A 12,749-nucleotide genomic window follows, 5' to 3' on the forward strand; every position below is an offset into this window, starting at 1 on the left:
TGCTTGACCGTTACCGGGGTCGACACCGCATCGCGCATGGGTTTCACACAGTCGGCAACCGGGGCAGTGTGGGCCATCAGGCAGGCGCCGATCAGGTTGTTCTGCACCCGGTCACTCGGGCAGCCGACGTTGAGGTTGACCTCGTCGTAACCAGCCTCCTCGGCCAGGCGGGCACAGGCGGCCAGGTCGGCCGGCACGCTGCCGCCCAGTTGCAGGGCCAGCGGGTGCTCGGAGGCGTCGTGGCGCAGGAAACGCTGGGCGTCGTTGTGCAGCAGGGCACCGGTGGTGACCATTTCGGTGTACAGCAGGGTGTTTTTGGAAAGCAGGCGCAGGAAGAACCGGCAGTGGCGGTCTGTCCAATCCATCATCGGTGCAACGCTGAAGCGACGTGACGGCTCAGGGCGCGTGGTTTGTGGCTTTGAGGCTGATTCTAGGGGCATTCTGGTCTACGCATTCTTGTGCCGTTTTCTGGGGTTTTTGGGCGTTTTTGGTGTGACAGTGGTACGATGTACCACCGCCAATCACGCTTGTACCACCGAAAATCATGGCAACGATCAGAGCAAGGAAAAAGGCCGATGGGACGGTCAGCTACACCGTCCAGATCCGCCTCAAGAAAAAGGGTGTCATAGTTTACCAAGAAGCCCAGACATTCGCCCGCAAGCAGGCTGCGCAAGCCTGGGCGAAGCGACGAGAGACCGAATTGGCGGTGCCTGGTGCGATCGAGCGGGCCAGCCGCAAGGGGCACACGGTCAAGGAGATGATCGAGCGCTACCTGATCGAGGCGGAGAAAGCCCGGCCTCTCGGTGAAACCAAGCGGCTTACTCTCAATGCCATCAAGAAGAGCTACTTGGGGGAGAAGGTCGATTCGGACATCAGCCAGCAGGTCCTTGTGGATTATGCGCTTTGGCGCATGGGGCCAGAAGGTGGCTCCGTAAAGCCTCAGACTGCCGGCAATGATTTGGCTCACCTGGGTTCGGTTCTTTCCTTGGCCAGGGCGGCTTGGGGGTATGAGATCAATCCCTTGGCTATGTCCGACGCTCGTCTCGTCCTGAAGAAGTTCGGTTACAACATGCGGAGTCGCGAGAGAGATCGCAGGCCTACATTGGATGAACTCGATAAAGTGATGGAGCACCTCTTCGAGACGCTGCAGCGCCGGCCGACAGCTATCCATATGCCCAAGGTGGTGGCGTTCGCGATTTTTTCGACGAGACGAATGGATGAAATCACGCGCATCCTTTGGGATGATCTGGATGAGCACCGGAAAGCGGTAAAAGTGCGGGATATGAAAAACCCCGGGCAGAAGCTGGGTAATGATGTCTGGTGTCATTTACCCGATGAGGCATGGCAGATTGTGCAGAGCATGCCGCGGGAGTGCCCGGAGATATTCCCGTACAACACTGACTCGGTCGGCACTGCTTGGGCCAAAGCGTGCAAGATGAAGGGTATTGAGGACTTGCACTTTCACGACCTGCGTCACGAAGGGGTTAGCCGACTGTTCGAGATGGATTGGGATATACCCAGAGTTGCGAGCGTATCCGGCCATCGCGATTGGAACTCAATGCGACGCTATACACATTTGCGCGGTCGAGGAGACGGGTACAAGGGGTGGAAGTGGTTGAATCAAATTATCCAGGCGCCGGTGAAGCTCGGCGCCCGGGTAGGTTAGTTAGCCCGCTCGTAGAGGTTTGTTCAGCTGCGCGCATTCAAGGCGCGCAGCTTCCCTTTGTCGGTCCAGGTACAGGGCCAGATCAGCGATATGCACGCCTCTGGCACTTTTCTGGCTAGCTTCGAGCCTGGTTATTGGAAGCTGAATCTGTCCGGCCAGCACCTTTCGTTGAAACATATCAGGCGTCAGGTGCGTGAAATAGTCGGTGCATACCTGCTCTATTGAGATGATGGCTTTGCCGTTGTATTGCGCCATTAAAACGAAAGCGGTGTTCATGCACGCCTCCCCACTGCTCGTTTTGCGGCCACATTGGCCATGTAGGCTGCCCATTTATCGCTCTCGCGCAGTTGGCGGATCCGACTGCATTTCGAGTGTCGCCTGGTCGACCTGCCTTTGCCGCAGACATCGCAGATGGCAGGAAGATCGAGGCTGTGCGAAGCCATGGGTGGACGGATACGCTCAGTCATGGCGTGCCTCGCGCTTTGCACTGGCGGATAGCGCGGCTTTTATACGTTCGCGCAAGGGCTTCGAGTAGCCACCTTTGAGCATGGCGGTGAAGCAATCGCGCAGCAGTCCATCCCGCTCGTCCAACTGGTTGCGGAGATCGATTGCGTTCTGTGCATTGGCGTCATGGTCAGCCTTAGCCGTCGCCGTGTCTGCGCGCAGCTGCTCGCGGGGGATATTGTTGTCGGGCGTATCGCCCTCCGCTTTGCCGAGGCTGCGGCAATGCGCTGCATCTGTGCAGTGCACATCGAAGATCAGGGGACTGATCTCGGGCTTGTAGCCCTCGGCATTTATCGGGCGTTGGCGCCGACATCCGCTTTTCTCTGCGTCCACCGCGCCGGCTTTGTAGCCAGCCAGGAACACCAGGTAATCGCTATGCGTGCGCTCGTCGGCGAACCCGGAGCTGTCTTTCTTCAGTTCGCGCTCGTCCAGGCCGAGGGGGTTGAGGCTGATGAACAGGTCTCGTGGATCAGTGTTCATGATTTGCGACCTCGCATGATGATGAAGCCAGCTGCCTGGCGGGCCTTGGAGCACTGGTCGTGATTGCCCTTCACGCGAGCCTTGCCGCAAATGTCGCAAATGAACGACATGGCGGGGCGTTGCATGGGCTGCATGCCCTTCGGCGTCCGGGTAGTCGGGGTGTAGGTCTGTGTGGTGGTCACAACGAATACCTCTCATGGGCGCGGCGTGCGTTCGGGCTTAGGGCCAGGCGCTCGTAGTTCTGGCTGTTGTCGACAGTCCTTAGGGGGCCTGCTGGGCAGCGGGCAGTGCTGCTGCGATACAGCTCGATCAGGGCAGCAACCAGCACCACAAAGAGCACAAGGCTGATCAGCTGCCAGATGCGTGTTGGGTTAGGCATGGATGCAGGCCTCGAGAACGTGTTTGCGCGCGAGTTCGAATAGCTCGTCTGCTGACACTGGCTCCAAGAGCTGCTCGCCGTTCTGCACGGCTTCAAACCGAGAGCGGTACAGCCCGGCCTGGCCGAGCCACGCGGCTGCGTTGAGTTTCGCATCGGGTGCGGGATGGTCGTGCTGGCTCATGCTGCCTCCCGCTGGTACAGATCGATCAGATCCTTGGCATTGGCGGCGATCAGATCCTCGGCCTCGTCAGGGCAAACACTGTTGCCAATAAGTCGGATCTGGTCGGTGTTATTGATGGCGCGCCACTCCAGCTGGCCCGTGTGAGGATTCTCAAAAAGTCCGCGATCGAGGATGTAGTCAGGGCTGAACCCTTGCGCCAGCTTCAGCTCTGGTGCCTTGAGCATGCGCAGGGTGAAATCCACCAGGGCGTACTCGCCGAGCAGCACCACATCCACTGGCTCGGGGAAGTGTTCAGGCAGGTACTTGTGCAGGAAGTGGGCGCACTTCCGGGCTCGTTCCATCAGTTCCGGCGGCAGAATGGCGGCTGGCACCTGCACGATGGTGACCAGCGCCATGCGCTCTCTCGTTGGCAGCGTGTGCATAGGCTCTTCCACGCCTTGCCACTGTCCACCCGTGCCGTAGTACTTCACCAGGTAGGCGGTGGCCAGACGCTGATTGGTGCCTCGTCCGAGAATGGTGCTCAGTGGTGCCTTTGCGGCCCGCCCGTCACCGTTGTAGAACCCGCCGTTGGCTTGCTCGAAGTGTGATGCGGCAAGAGCATAGTGCCTGCTGCCTGTGGGCAGGTGCGTGAGGTGTGCTGCTGCCAGGGCGAAGTGGCCGCCCTTCACCTGGGCAACTTGGGTGCGCAACGGCTCTGCAATGCTGAAGGTTCGCTGGTTGCTCGCGTTGGCGAACTCGGTGAGGCTGGCGGCAGCCAGCTGCTGATCGTTCAACGGGATGACAAACGGTTGCTCGGCCAGCACTGTGTGCCGCCAGAATCCCTTCGCGACCCGGCGGCAGGTGTTGTCTACCAGCGGGCGCTTGCGGTCCAGGATGCTTTTGCCCAGGTCGGAAAAGTCGATGCACTCCGCCGCCGTTCGCCATGGCAACTGGTCGGCCTGAGGGTTCTCGTGTCTCTTGGGTTTGGTCCACACAATGGGACGGCCATCGGTGCGACCGATCAGGAACAGGCGCTTGCGGATGGTCGGTGACCCAGCGTTGGACGCACGGCGTTCTTTCCATTGCACTTTGCAGCCTAGGCCGCGCACCAGAGCTTCCATGGGAACCCACTGGCCGATGCAATCCATGATTTCCGCCATGTCGGGATGATCGGCAGGCAGGCCGGTGGTAAGACAGGATACGAACGCCTTGAAGGTGCGGCCCATCTCGGTCTTGAGCGGTTTACCAGCATCGTCCAGCGGACCCCATGCCTGGAACTCCTCGACGTTCTCCATGAGGAACAGGCGCGGGCGTGTCGCAAACACCCAGCGGACAACGACCCATGGCAGGGAGCGAACGCTTTTGCTGCGTGGCGCGCTACCTTTGGCCTTGGAGAAGTGCCGGCAGTCCGGTGAAGCCCACAGGATGCCAACTGGCTGGCCGCCGGTGGCCTTCAGTGGATCAACTTCGTAAATGTCGCTGATGTAATGTCGGGTCTTGCGGTGATTAGCTCGGTGAACAGCGATAGCAATAGGGTTGTGGTTTATGGCCACATCAGGGTCGCGATAGGCGCGTGCGCCGCCGCTGCTGGCTCCGCCCGCGCCTGCGAACAGATCCACGTACAGCTCCCGCTGGAAGGGAAGGGCCTGCTGCTGCGCGCCTGCAACGTTGATTTGCTGAGCGGTCGTCATGCTGCCACCTCAGCGCTTGCGGCACTGGCAGGGGTTTCGCGCAGTTGGGTGTGAATGCGTTTAGCCAGACCGTCCAGTCCAACGGCTTGTAGTTTGGCGCGTGATGCCTGCTGAGTTGCCTTCATTGCGGTTAACGTCCGCTCGGTGAGGCTCAGGGTTTCCAAGGCGCTGATGAGCAGCTCGTAATCCGCCCTGGTCACTGCCAGTCCGGTATACGACATGATCCTGGCTTCGAGCTCGCGGACGTTGCCTTTGAGATGTGCTACAGCCATGTGGTGCTTGCGCTGGCTCGCCTCGGCTTGAACCCGGGCTTCGTCCAGGTCCACTTGCAGGCTTTGTATCTGCAATTTCAGATCGGCTTGCAGACGCTGTTTCCCGATCTCCAAGCCCCTGTTGAAGGCACGATGCCGAGCTTTCGCGAACAGGAAAGGCAGGATGGCCAGGGTGACTAGGAAGATGATGCCCAGGGCAAGAACTTGTTGATGCGGTTGCATGTGCTGTGCTCCAAATGTAGCCCTCCGCCGTTGGTGTGAGAGTCGGCGGGGGCCATGAGCCCCTGATGGCCGGGGCCGCCTGGTCAAGCAGATTGGGTAGAGCGTTCGGCCTGCCGGTCGAGATAAGCGGCAAGGTTGTGCAGGTAGATCACGTGCTGGGCTTTCTTTGAGCTGTCGATCTTGCTCAGCTGAAGATCAATCCGCCCTTTGTTGATCAGCTCTTTGAACCGCCTGTCTGACCCGATGTGGGGGAAATATCGCTCTCTGACAGCAGTGAGCGTTGGGCAGGGGGTGGTCCACTCGCTGCGGAGCTGTTCCAGCGTACTCATGCGAATTTCCCGATACCGTCAGGGCTGAGCCGGAGCTTCGCGCGGACTGCTGCTGCGAGTTGCTCTTTAGTGGCTCCCGTCACTGCAGCGCAGACATCTCCCTGGTCGTCAGTCACCACGGCGCCAAGGGGAAGCTGTCGGTTTACGGTGGCGATTACGTAGGCTGTCTGACCCGTCTGCAGGACCTCTTCAACGCTGACTTGCGCCTCCATGAGAGCAAGCGCTTCTTCCGTTTGGGCTGCGGAGTCAGCCCGGCCATTCGCGATGTCCTGCACAAAATCTCTTAAGGACTGGCACTTGGTGGAGAGGGCGCGCGGAAGTTTCAGGCTGCTGCAAAGCGGCCCAAGGGTCACCTTGATGCTGTGATGCGTACTGTCATTTTCGATCTCGATCTGTGCATCGACTGTGGCTTCAGGGCGCTGCAATTTGCAGGTCGCAGTGCCGCCGTTATCCAAGGTGCGTTGCAGCAGCATGATCTGGCGAAGGGAGATCCGGAATTCGCTCATGCAGCACCCCCATTGGCAGGTACAGCATGGGCTTTACCTTCGAGCGTGACGACCAGCTGCAAGCCGGTGCTGCGCTGGAATGCCTGTATTTTTGCCACGCTGCTGCAGGCGGTTGGATGGATCAGAATTGCTACCGACCCGTTGTGCTGTGCTGATTTCATTCTTCGTGTCCTTGATGTGAGAGAGGGGCACGAAGCTGAAATTAGCAAAAGCTAAATAATTGTTCAATAGCAGATGCTAAATTGCATGAGCGTGGTTGCGCCCCGGCGGATGGCCGGTATGACACAACCCAAGAAGGCGTTAGAGCTTTTTCGCGTTCCAGGCCAGTAGGACACGGGCCTGGATATGCATCCGCTCGATCATCGACTCGTCGATGGTAATCGGCGGGTAGATAGGGTTGTCGGAGATCATTCGGAGCTGGCCTCCGGTCAGACGCTGCAGGCGTTTGATGTAGAGATCGCCATCGAGGGTGAAGACATAAATTGCGTCTGTCTTCACTTCGGTTATCCCGCGATCCACAAGCAGGGCATCGCCGTCTGCGAATGTGCCAGACATGCTGTCGCCGTCGCCAGTGATGATCGCCAGGTTGTCGATGTTGGAGAAACTTAGGCCCTGCATCCTGAGCCAGTCTAGGTGAACCGTCATGTCGCGGATGACTTCAATGTGCATTTCCGGGGCTGCCTTGCCATGCCCCATAGAAGCCGCGACATCGAGATGCGGAATCAGAACGTAGTTCTTGTCCTTTGCTGCCCTGGTGGGCAGGCGAACCACGTTGGTTGGGGCTGCGATGGAGGGTTCCTCCAATGGAGGAGATGTCAGCGTCCCTGCTACAAGCCCAATCTTGAGCTCGAGATTAAGCGCAGCCTTTTCCCCCAGCTTGCGGTGGCCGTTGAGCAGTTGCGACAGGTACGACGCGTCTAGGTCGTGAGCCTCGGCGAATTCCTTCTGGCTCAGGTTCCCCATGATCGTACGGAGGGAGGCGATGCGCCTTTCGTTAATGTCCATTTGTAGATGATTGCTTTCCGTTAGCAAACAGTAAATTACGAGTTGCTATTGCCTTCATAATTAGCAATTGCTAATCTGCTGAGCATTGGAGGTGTCTATGACGCTTAGCGAATATTTGAAAACGATAGACAAGGAAGGGGTCGACGCCCTCGCACGGCACTGCGGAACATCGGTCGGCCAACTGAAGCAAGTGGCTTATGGAAACCGCCGTGCAGGTGCGGGGTTGGCTGTCAATTTGGATCGTGAAACGGGAGGAGAGGTTACTTGTGAGTCGCTGCGACCGGACATTGACTGGGGATACTTAAGGCAGGGAAAGGGGTAAGAACGCTGAGCCAGGACTCTCACCTCCCGGCCCAGCTATGACAGTACGAAGCACCATCACTCTCGTCGGCCGGTGGGCTCTCTCACAAGTTCAGCCGGACGACTATTACCACATGCCATGCCCGCACAGCACGCAAGGCACAGCACACAGGTCGTGGTCGTAGGATAGGTCTTACATGATCCTATGACTAGGCCGTAAACCGAGGATTTACGGTTATGAGCAGGATTGATCTTTTGCCGGGCGCAGGTCCGGTTCTCACTTTGCGACAAGCGCTCTATCGCGCGGGTCGTGATTATCACGGCGGTATCACCAGGCTGGCCTTCGACATGGGGCTCGAGGTGGATGCCCTGCAGAAGAAGTTGCACCATGCCGATGACCGCCGCTGGCCAACCCCTGACGAATTGGAAGAGATCGTGCAGTGGACCGCTGACCCTCGGCTGCTCGATGCGCTGGTTCGTCCTGCCGGTGCGGTCTGGTATCGCCCCAAGCCTGTACCTGCTACCAACGATGCCTTGCAGGCGGTTGCGAAGCTTCTGGCCGAGTCCGGTCAGTTCGTGGGTAGCCTGCATGATGGCGCCTCGGACAACGTTTGGACCTTACCGGAGGTGTTGAATCTGGAGCAGCGTGGCATGGAGGTTATCCGGCAAGTTCTCGCCATCATGGCGGGCGCGCGCGAAGCCATGGAGGACGCAAGCCATGGCTGATGCCGTCGATTTTGCCAATGATCGCGCTGAGTATTTCCTCCAGTTGTCGCTGCAGCGTCTTGCGCGGCTCCCGGTCAAGCCAAGCGCGCAAATCTGCGAAGACTGCGATGAGCCCATCCCGCTGGCCCGTCAATTGTCAGTCTCCGGTTGCGAAACCTGCATCGATTGCCAAGAGTTGCGGGAGCGCCGGAGATGAGCGAACGCCCAACTCCTACCACAGCTGATTGGGCGCGGCGTTACATTGAAACCTTCGGTCTGGCTCTGGTTCCTATCGAACCGGGTGAGAAGGGGCCGAAGGGGGCCGGATGGAACAAGCCTGGTGGCTATTTCACGGATGCTTCGAAAGCTGAAGCGTTCTGGACTGCGAGCCCGAACCACAACCTCGGTGTTGTACTTGGGCCGAGTCGTGTCTGCTCGCTCGATGTTGATGATGTAGAACTGACCCGGCAGGTGCTGCAGCAGACGCTTGGGCTCGATGTCGACGCACTCGCTGACGCGTACCCCACCTCCGTGGGCAACCCTGAACGATTCCGCGTGATGTTCCGCGTCCCTGAGGGGGTGGAACTGAGTCGCCACGCCTTGGTTTGGCCAAACAGAAACGACCCGGATGGCACCATCTACAAAGGGCTCATGGTGCAAGTGAAGGCTGCCATGGACGCCGGGGATGCAGGCCGCGAGGCCGCTTTCCGCATGGCGGCTGAGCCTTTCAAGAAAGTGACGGTCTTCGAGTTGCGGGGTGGCCTGGTGCAGGACGTATTGCCACCATCCATTCACCCTGGCACGCACAAGCCATACACATGGCGTACCCCTCCGACAGCTGATGGCTTGCCAGAGCTGCCTGACGACTTGTTGGCAATCTGGCAGGACTGGGATGAGTTCAAACCGAAGGGGGAGGCCGTTTGCCCGTGGAAACCGAAGGCGGCAACACCTGTGCCTGCAGCTCGTCCCATGGCCAAACCATCAACAGCTACAGCACGATCTGGTGACCGGCTCCCCGAGGTCATCCCTGAATTCAATCGTATCCATGACATCGCATCGATGATTGAGGCGCACGGTTACAAGCGCGTCGATGGGAAGTGGCTGAGCCCGCACAGCAGTTCAGGCCTACCCGGTGTGACGATCACGGAGGGCAAACTTTACTCGCATCACACCTCGGACCCGCTGGCGAACGGACACAAGAATGATGCGTTCGATGTGTTCTGCATCTTAGAGCACGACGGCGACCAGAAGGCTGCGACTAGGGCGGCAGCTCGGATCCTGGGTATTGACGCGAAGTCACGTCCGCCGGCACCGCCGCCATTGGGCGAACTTCCCCGTGCCCCATCGGTGGTGGAGCCGGCCGAGCTGCCTCCGGTCGTCGATAGCAATGTCGAGCATCTTCCCCGCACCCCATCAGACGTCGAGGCCATCAGCCCGGCCGACTCCTCGGCCACCGGGGGGCCGGGGGGAGATGCCCTGGACATTGATGCTGCGATGCGCCGATTTGCCCTGGTCGAAGGTTCCACGAACGTATGGGACTTCGACAAGCGACGGTCGATGAAGCGGACAGGCTTCGAGGCCTTGGTCGGCAAGCCACTCTCGAAAGCGTGGATGGAGCGGACCGACAAGAAGCTCATCGCTTTCGAGCAGGTGCAAGAGCTTGAGCAGGCCCGGAAGATGTCCAGCAAGAAGGGTGGAGCGCTGAAGCTTGAACCGCTCGACCGGTACATCTACATCGATGGGACAAAAGAGGCCTGGGATCGTGAGAAGAAGCGTCGGTTGCCCGAGGGCAGCGTCAAGATGGCCTTGGGGGATGCCTATCAGCTCTGGCTGAACAGCCCGGAACGGCGGGTGGTGGACGTCGATCACATCGTATTCGACCCAACGATGACCAAGGACCCGGCGATCTACATCAACACTTTTGAGGGCTTGCCGCTTGAGCCGGTCCGTGACGATGCTGCGTGCGAGAACTTGCGGTGGCTGATCTCGTTCCTTTGCAACAATGACGCCGAAGCGTTGGATTGGCTGGTCAAGTGGCTGGCCTACCCGCTGCAGCACATGGGCGCAAAGATGGACACCGCGATTCTGTTCCACTCAACCATGGAGGGCTCGGGCAAAAGCCTGCTGTTCGCGGACATCATGGGCGAGCTGTACGGTCGTTACGGTGCCACGGTTGGCCAGGCACAGCTGGAGGGCAATTTCAACGCCTGGCAAAGCGGCAAGCTTTGGGCCGTGTTTGAAGAGGTGGTGAGCCGTGACCAGCGCTACAACCAGGTAGGCAAGATCAAGCACATGATCACCGGCAAGACGGTGCGCATGGAATCCAAGTTCATCAACGGCTGGGAAGAATCCAACCACATGAACTCGGCGTTCTTGAGCAACGAGATCATGCCATGGCCGATCAGTGAAGACGACCGCCGGATGCTAGTGATGTGGCCAATGGAGACTCTGCCCGCCGAAAGGCAAAAGGCTATCGCCCGAGAGTTGGCCAACGGTGGGGTGGCTGCCTTGTACGGGTGGCTGCTCGATGTCGACCTTGGAGATTTCAACCAGCGCACGCGTCCGCCAAAAACTGAAGCCCGCCAGAGGCTTGTTGAGCTGAGTCGCACGGCTTGGCAGACCTTCTTCTACCTCTGGCGAAACGGCGAGTTGGGGCACGGTCTATGGGGCTGCTGCCTGACTTCCGATGTGTACGCCATGTTCCTTGAGTGGTGCTCCCACAACAAAGAGAACTCCATGAGCCACACGAAGTTCTCGCTGATGTTAAGCGCGAAGGTGGAGAAGACACGCCCTATCCCCTGGACTGATGGCAGCTCTCGCCGATTTGCGGCGTTCTTTGTGCCCAGCGAGGGTGATCCTTCCCTGCCCCCATCCATGAAGTCGGCCGAGCTGGGCAAGACCGTTGTCGAGTGGCGTGCCCGAGCAAAGCTGGCGGGCTGGAACGTCGAAAGTTGGGACCACATCAAGAGGCTTGCCGCATGACTCTGCCATTAAGTGTGTTGGGTGTGTTGGGTTTGTGTTGGGTTGGTTTCGGTAAGCCAACACACATTCAGGCCCCGGAATCTGTGGCTTTGGGGGTATGTGTGTTGGGTGTGTTGGGTTTGTGCGCACGCGCGCGCGCGCGATTTTTTTTAATCGCTGAAATCGAAGGGGGAAGAAATCTCTATGCGAACCCTGAAAAACCCAACACACCCAACACACTCAACACAGTTACTTCCAATCCATTGAATTCATTGAGTTTTAAGTGTGTTGGGTTTGTGTTGGGTTTGCCAAATGCGTGTTGGGTACTGGCCGGGGAGGGCTGGCGATGACGAAGGACCAAGGATTGCGCCTACAGGGGCAGGTGGATCGCGCGCTGCACCGCATCGATATGGCGGCACTAATCGACCAGTCCGAACGCCTGCGTCTGGTTGCCGAGCTGATGAAGCACTGGGGAGAGCGGCGTGGACAGCTTGGGCTGGATGCCAGCTTGGGCAGTCAAATGGGCAGCATTATGGAATGGAAGGGGGCTGCACCGCGCGGGGGCTCATCCGGTTCGCGAATTTTGGTCGGCGGTGCAGGCCTTGATCACGCGGCAGCAGAGGTTGACGCGGCAGTGGTCCAGCTGGAGCGGCGTGATCCGCGCGGGGCTACGCTGGCCAAGCTGGCCCAACTGCGCTACCTGTATGGGGTCACGGTGCGCGAGCAGATGCGCGAGGTTGGGCTGGCTGAGGACGCCGACCGCACCTACCGAAACTGGGTTAAGGCCCTTCACCTGCAGGTGTTTGCCATCCTGGCCGCCCGCGCTGGCCGCGTCCGCCAGCAGACCGTTCGTCGGGTGAATATGCGACTTGCGTGCAACATTGATGAGACATAACCACCACATGGCGACGAACCGAAAATAGGCCCTTTTCGGTTTTTCCGGTGGCATGTAAAAAGGCGCCACGATATCAAAAGTGCGCTTAGGCGCTTCCCCCACAAGCACTGTGCTGTGCAAGCCGCTCCGAATTGTCGGCGCACCGAGAACCCTGCCAACTGGCGGGGTTTTCTTTTTCCGGCGCCGTGCTTTGCCAATGAGGCTTACATGAACAGCGAGCAACAAACGTTAGCCGAACTGCCAATCTGGATGGTGATCGTGCTGTCCCTGGTCGGCGGTGTTTCGGGAGAGATGTGGCGGGCGGACATGGCGGGCGCTCGCGGTTGGGGGCTGATTCGCCGGTTGGCGTTGCGCTCTGGTGCCTGCGTGACCTGCGGTCTTTCGACCAACATGCTGCTGTACGCCCTCGGCGTTTCGGTATGGGCGGCAGCAGCGGTTGGTTGCTTGGCTGCTATGGCCGGCGCCGATGTCGCGATCAACCTCTACATGCGCTGGGCCGCCAAGCGGCTGGGACTGGGGCAGGTGCCGCCGGCTGGCGGCGAGGCGGGGCAGTGATCCCCGCCGGTGACTGGGGCGTGCGGCGCCCGTCGATTTTTGGGTCCTCCCCCGGGGCCGCCCCCTACACGGGTGCGCAGACTCGCGGTTTCCCTGCAGCTGAAATTCTTGCAGGGATG

At 59.4% G+C, this 12,749-nt stretch carries 19 protein-coding genes; 7 read left to right on the forward strand and 12 right to left on the reverse strand.

The features are described 5' to 3' along the window. Nucleotides 1-440: tRNA-dihydrouridine synthase (locus JV551A3_RS07390; RefSeq protein ID WP_205125936.1), on the reverse strand; the 440-nt coding region annotated here is incomplete at its 3' end. Between the two features lie 104 nt (nt 441-544). On the opposite strand from JV551A3_RS07390, the gene JV551A3_RS07395 reads away from it, so the two are divergent. Beyond that, nucleotides 545-1,666, forward strand: coding sequence for a site-specific integrase (locus JV551A3_RS07395; RefSeq protein WP_133978480.1), 1,122 nt, complete (start codon nt 545-547; stop codon nt 1,664-1,666). Here JV551A3_RS07395 and JV551A3_RS07400 read toward each other — a convergent pair whose 3' ends face one another. From JV551A3_RS07400 to JV551A3_RS07450, 11 genes are all read right to left on the reverse strand, one after another. Next, a complete protein-coding gene (locus JV551A3_RS07400; protein WP_133978482.1) occupies nt 1,667-1,942 on the reverse strand; it encodes a pyocin activator PrtN family protein in 276 nt (91 codons plus the stop codon). A gap of 183 nt (nt 1,943-2,125) precedes the next feature. After that, nucleotides 2,126-2,650 (reverse strand): hypothetical protein, encoded by a 525-nt coding sequence (locus JV551A3_RS07410; RefSeq protein WP_133978486.1) that lies wholly within the window; start codon nt 2,648-2,650, stop codon nt 2,126-2,128. Continuing rightward, complete coding sequence (locus JV551A3_RS07415) at nt 2,647-2,832, reverse strand: hypothetical protein (protein WP_133978488.1); 186 nt, start codon at nt 2,830-2,832, stop codon at nt 2,647-2,649. The genes JV551A3_RS07410 and JV551A3_RS07415 overlap by 4 nt, the downstream gene beginning before the upstream one ends. Further along, nucleotides 2,829-3,029 (reverse strand): hypothetical protein, encoded by a 201-nt coding sequence (locus JV551A3_RS07420; protein WP_133978490.1) that lies wholly within the window; start codon nt 3,027-3,029, stop codon nt 2,829-2,831. Before JV551A3_RS07420 ends, JV551A3_RS07415 begins: the two co-directional genes overlap by 4 nt. Beyond that, nucleotides 3,022-3,210, reverse strand: a complete 189-nt coding sequence (locus tag JV551A3_RS07425; RefSeq protein ID WP_133978492.1) for a hypothetical protein — start codon at nt 3,208-3,210, stop codon at nt 3,022-3,024. The genes JV551A3_RS07420 and JV551A3_RS07425 overlap by 8 nt, the downstream gene beginning before the upstream one ends. Then, nucleotides 3,207-4,880 carry a DNA cytosine methyltransferase gene (locus JV551A3_RS07430; protein WP_133978494.1) on the reverse strand — a complete coding sequence of 558 codons (1,674 nt, stop codon included), beginning with the start codon at nt 4,878-4,880 and terminating at the stop codon, nt 3,207-3,209. Before JV551A3_RS07430 ends, JV551A3_RS07425 begins: the two co-directional genes overlap by 4 nt. Beyond that, the gene (locus JV551A3_RS07435) at nt 4,877-5,374 is read right to left on the reverse strand and encodes a hypothetical protein (RefSeq protein ID WP_133978496.1); all 498 of its coding nucleotides are present in this window, start codon (nt 5,372-5,374) and stop codon (nt 4,877-4,879) included. Before JV551A3_RS07435 ends, JV551A3_RS07430 begins: the two co-directional genes overlap by 4 nt. Before the next feature lie 83 nt (nt 5,375-5,457). Continuing rightward, nucleotides 5,458-5,703, reverse strand: a complete 246-nt coding sequence (locus JV551A3_RS07440; protein WP_019096608.1) for a pyocin activator PrtN family protein — start codon at nt 5,701-5,703, stop codon at nt 5,458-5,460. Then, a complete protein-coding gene (locus tag JV551A3_RS07445) occupies nt 5,700-6,209 on the reverse strand; it encodes a hypothetical protein (protein WP_133978498.1) in 510 nt (169 codons plus the stop codon). The genes JV551A3_RS07440 and JV551A3_RS07445 overlap by 4 nt, the downstream gene beginning before the upstream one ends. Next, on the reverse strand, nt 6,206-6,370 hold the full coding sequence (locus tag JV551A3_RS30625) for a hypothetical protein (protein WP_156676014.1): 165 nt from the start codon (nt 6,368-6,370) through the stop codon (nt 6,206-6,208). Before JV551A3_RS30625 ends, JV551A3_RS07445 begins: the two co-directional genes overlap by 4 nt. Nucleotides 6,371-6,509: 139 nt before the next feature. After that, the gene (locus tag JV551A3_RS07450) at nt 6,510-7,214 is read right to left on the reverse strand and encodes a LexA family transcriptional regulator (RefSeq protein ID WP_133978499.1); all 705 of its coding nucleotides are present in this window, start codon (nt 7,212-7,214) and stop codon (nt 6,510-6,512) included. 97 nt (nt 7,215-7,311) lie between these two features. On the opposite strand from JV551A3_RS07450, the gene JV551A3_RS07455 reads away from it, so the two are divergent. The 6 genes from JV551A3_RS07455 (at nt 7,312) to JV551A3_RS07480 (ending at nt 12,630) form a co-directional block, all read left to right on the forward strand. After that, a complete protein-coding gene (locus JV551A3_RS07455; RefSeq protein ID WP_019096612.1) occupies nt 7,312-7,536 on the forward strand; it encodes a transcriptional regulator in 225 nt (74 codons plus the stop codon). A gap of 215 nt (nt 7,537-7,751) precedes the next feature. Further along, on the forward strand, nt 7,752-8,240 hold the full coding sequence (locus tag JV551A3_RS07460) for a phage regulatory CII family protein (RefSeq protein ID WP_133978501.1): 489 nt from the start codon (nt 7,752-7,754) through the stop codon (nt 8,238-8,240). After that, entirely contained in the window at nt 8,233-8,436 is a 204-nt protein-coding gene (locus JV551A3_RS07465; protein ID WP_019096614.1) for a TraR/DksA C4-type zinc finger protein, read from the forward strand. Before JV551A3_RS07460 ends, JV551A3_RS07465 begins: the two co-directional genes overlap by 8 nt. Beyond that, entirely contained in the window at nt 8,433-11,201 is a 2,769-nt protein-coding gene (locus JV551A3_RS07470) for a bifunctional DNA primase/polymerase (protein ID WP_133978503.1), read from the forward strand. Before JV551A3_RS07465 ends, JV551A3_RS07470 begins: the two co-directional genes overlap by 4 nt. A 325-nt stretch (nt 11,202-11,526) precedes the next feature. Continuing rightward, a complete protein-coding gene (locus JV551A3_RS07475) occupies nt 11,527-12,075 on the forward strand; it encodes a hypothetical protein (protein WP_133978505.1) in 549 nt (182 codons plus the stop codon). A 207-nt stretch (nt 12,076-12,282) separates the two neighbouring features. Continuing rightward, on the forward strand, nt 12,283-12,630 hold the full coding sequence (locus JV551A3_RS07480) for a phage holin family protein (RefSeq protein WP_085625553.1): 348 nt from the start codon (nt 12,283-12,285) through the stop codon (nt 12,628-12,630). Nucleotides 12,631-12,749 lie beyond the last annotated feature (119 nt).

Origin of the sequence: Pseudomonas inefficax (assembly GCF_900277125.1) — a bacterium.
GTDB classification, from domain to species: domain Bacteria; phylum Pseudomonadota; class Gammaproteobacteria; order Pseudomonadales; family Pseudomonadaceae; genus Aquipseudomonas; species Aquipseudomonas inefficax.

Coding starts and splice junctions, on each gene's coding strand:
- JV551A3_RS07430 (WP_133978494.1), bottom strand. CDS start 4,880: ATGACGACCGCTCAGCAAATCAACGTTGCAGGCGCGCAGCAGCAGGCC.
- JV551A3_RS07395 (WP_133978480.1), top strand. CDS start 545: ATGGCAACGATCAGAGCAAGGAAAAAGGCCGATGGGACGGTCAGCTAC.
- JV551A3_RS07460 (WP_133978501.1), top strand. CDS start 7,752: ATGAGCAGGATTGATCTTTTGCCGGGCGCAGGTCCGGTTCTCACTTTG.
- JV551A3_RS07425 (WP_133978492.1), bottom strand. CDS start 3,210: ATGAGCCAGCACGACCATCCCGCACCCGATGCGAAACTCAACGCAGCC.
- JV551A3_RS07455 (WP_019096612.1), top strand. CDS start 7,312: ATGACGCTTAGCGAATATTTGAAAACGATAGACAAGGAAGGGGTCGAC.
- JV551A3_RS07445 (WP_133978498.1), bottom strand. CDS start 6,209: ATGAGCGAATTCCGGATCTCCCTTCGCCAGATCATGCTGCTGCAACGC.
- JV551A3_RS07410 (WP_133978486.1), bottom strand. CDS start 2,650: ATGAACACTGATCCACGAGACCTGTTCATCAGCCTCAACCCCCTCGGC.
- JV551A3_RS07420 (WP_133978490.1), bottom strand. CDS start 3,029: ATGCCTAACCCAACACGCATCTGGCAGCTGATCAGCCTTGTGCTCTTT.
- JV551A3_RS07440 (WP_019096608.1), bottom strand. CDS start 5,703: ATGAGTACGCTGGAACAGCTCCGCAGCGAGTGGACCACCCCCTGCCCA.
- JV551A3_RS07475 (WP_133978505.1), top strand. CDS start 11,527: ATGACGAAGGACCAAGGATTGCGCCTACAGGGGCAGGTGGATCGCGCG.
- JV551A3_RS07400 (WP_133978482.1), bottom strand. CDS start 1,942: ATGAACACCGCTTTCGTTTTAATGGCGCAATACAACGGCAAAGCCATC.
- JV551A3_RS07435 (WP_133978496.1), bottom strand. CDS start 5,374: ATGCAACCGCATCAACAAGTTCTTGCCCTGGGCATCATCTTCCTAGTC.
- JV551A3_RS07470 (WP_133978503.1), top strand. CDS start 8,433: ATGAGCGAACGCCCAACTCCTACCACAGCTGATTGGGCGCGGCGTTAC.
- JV551A3_RS07465 (WP_019096614.1), top strand. CDS start 8,233: ATGGCTGATGCCGTCGATTTTGCCAATGATCGCGCTGAGTATTTCCTC.
- JV551A3_RS07450 (WP_133978499.1), bottom strand. CDS start 7,214: ATGGACATTAACGAAAGGCGCATCGCCTCCCTCCGTACGATCATGGGG.
- JV551A3_RS07480 (WP_085625553.1), top strand. CDS start 12,283: ATGAACAGCGAGCAACAAACGTTAGCCGAACTGCCAATCTGGATGGTG.
- JV551A3_RS30625 (WP_156676014.1), bottom strand. CDS start 6,370: ATGAAATCAGCACAGCACAACGGGTCGGTAGCAATTCTGATCCATCCA.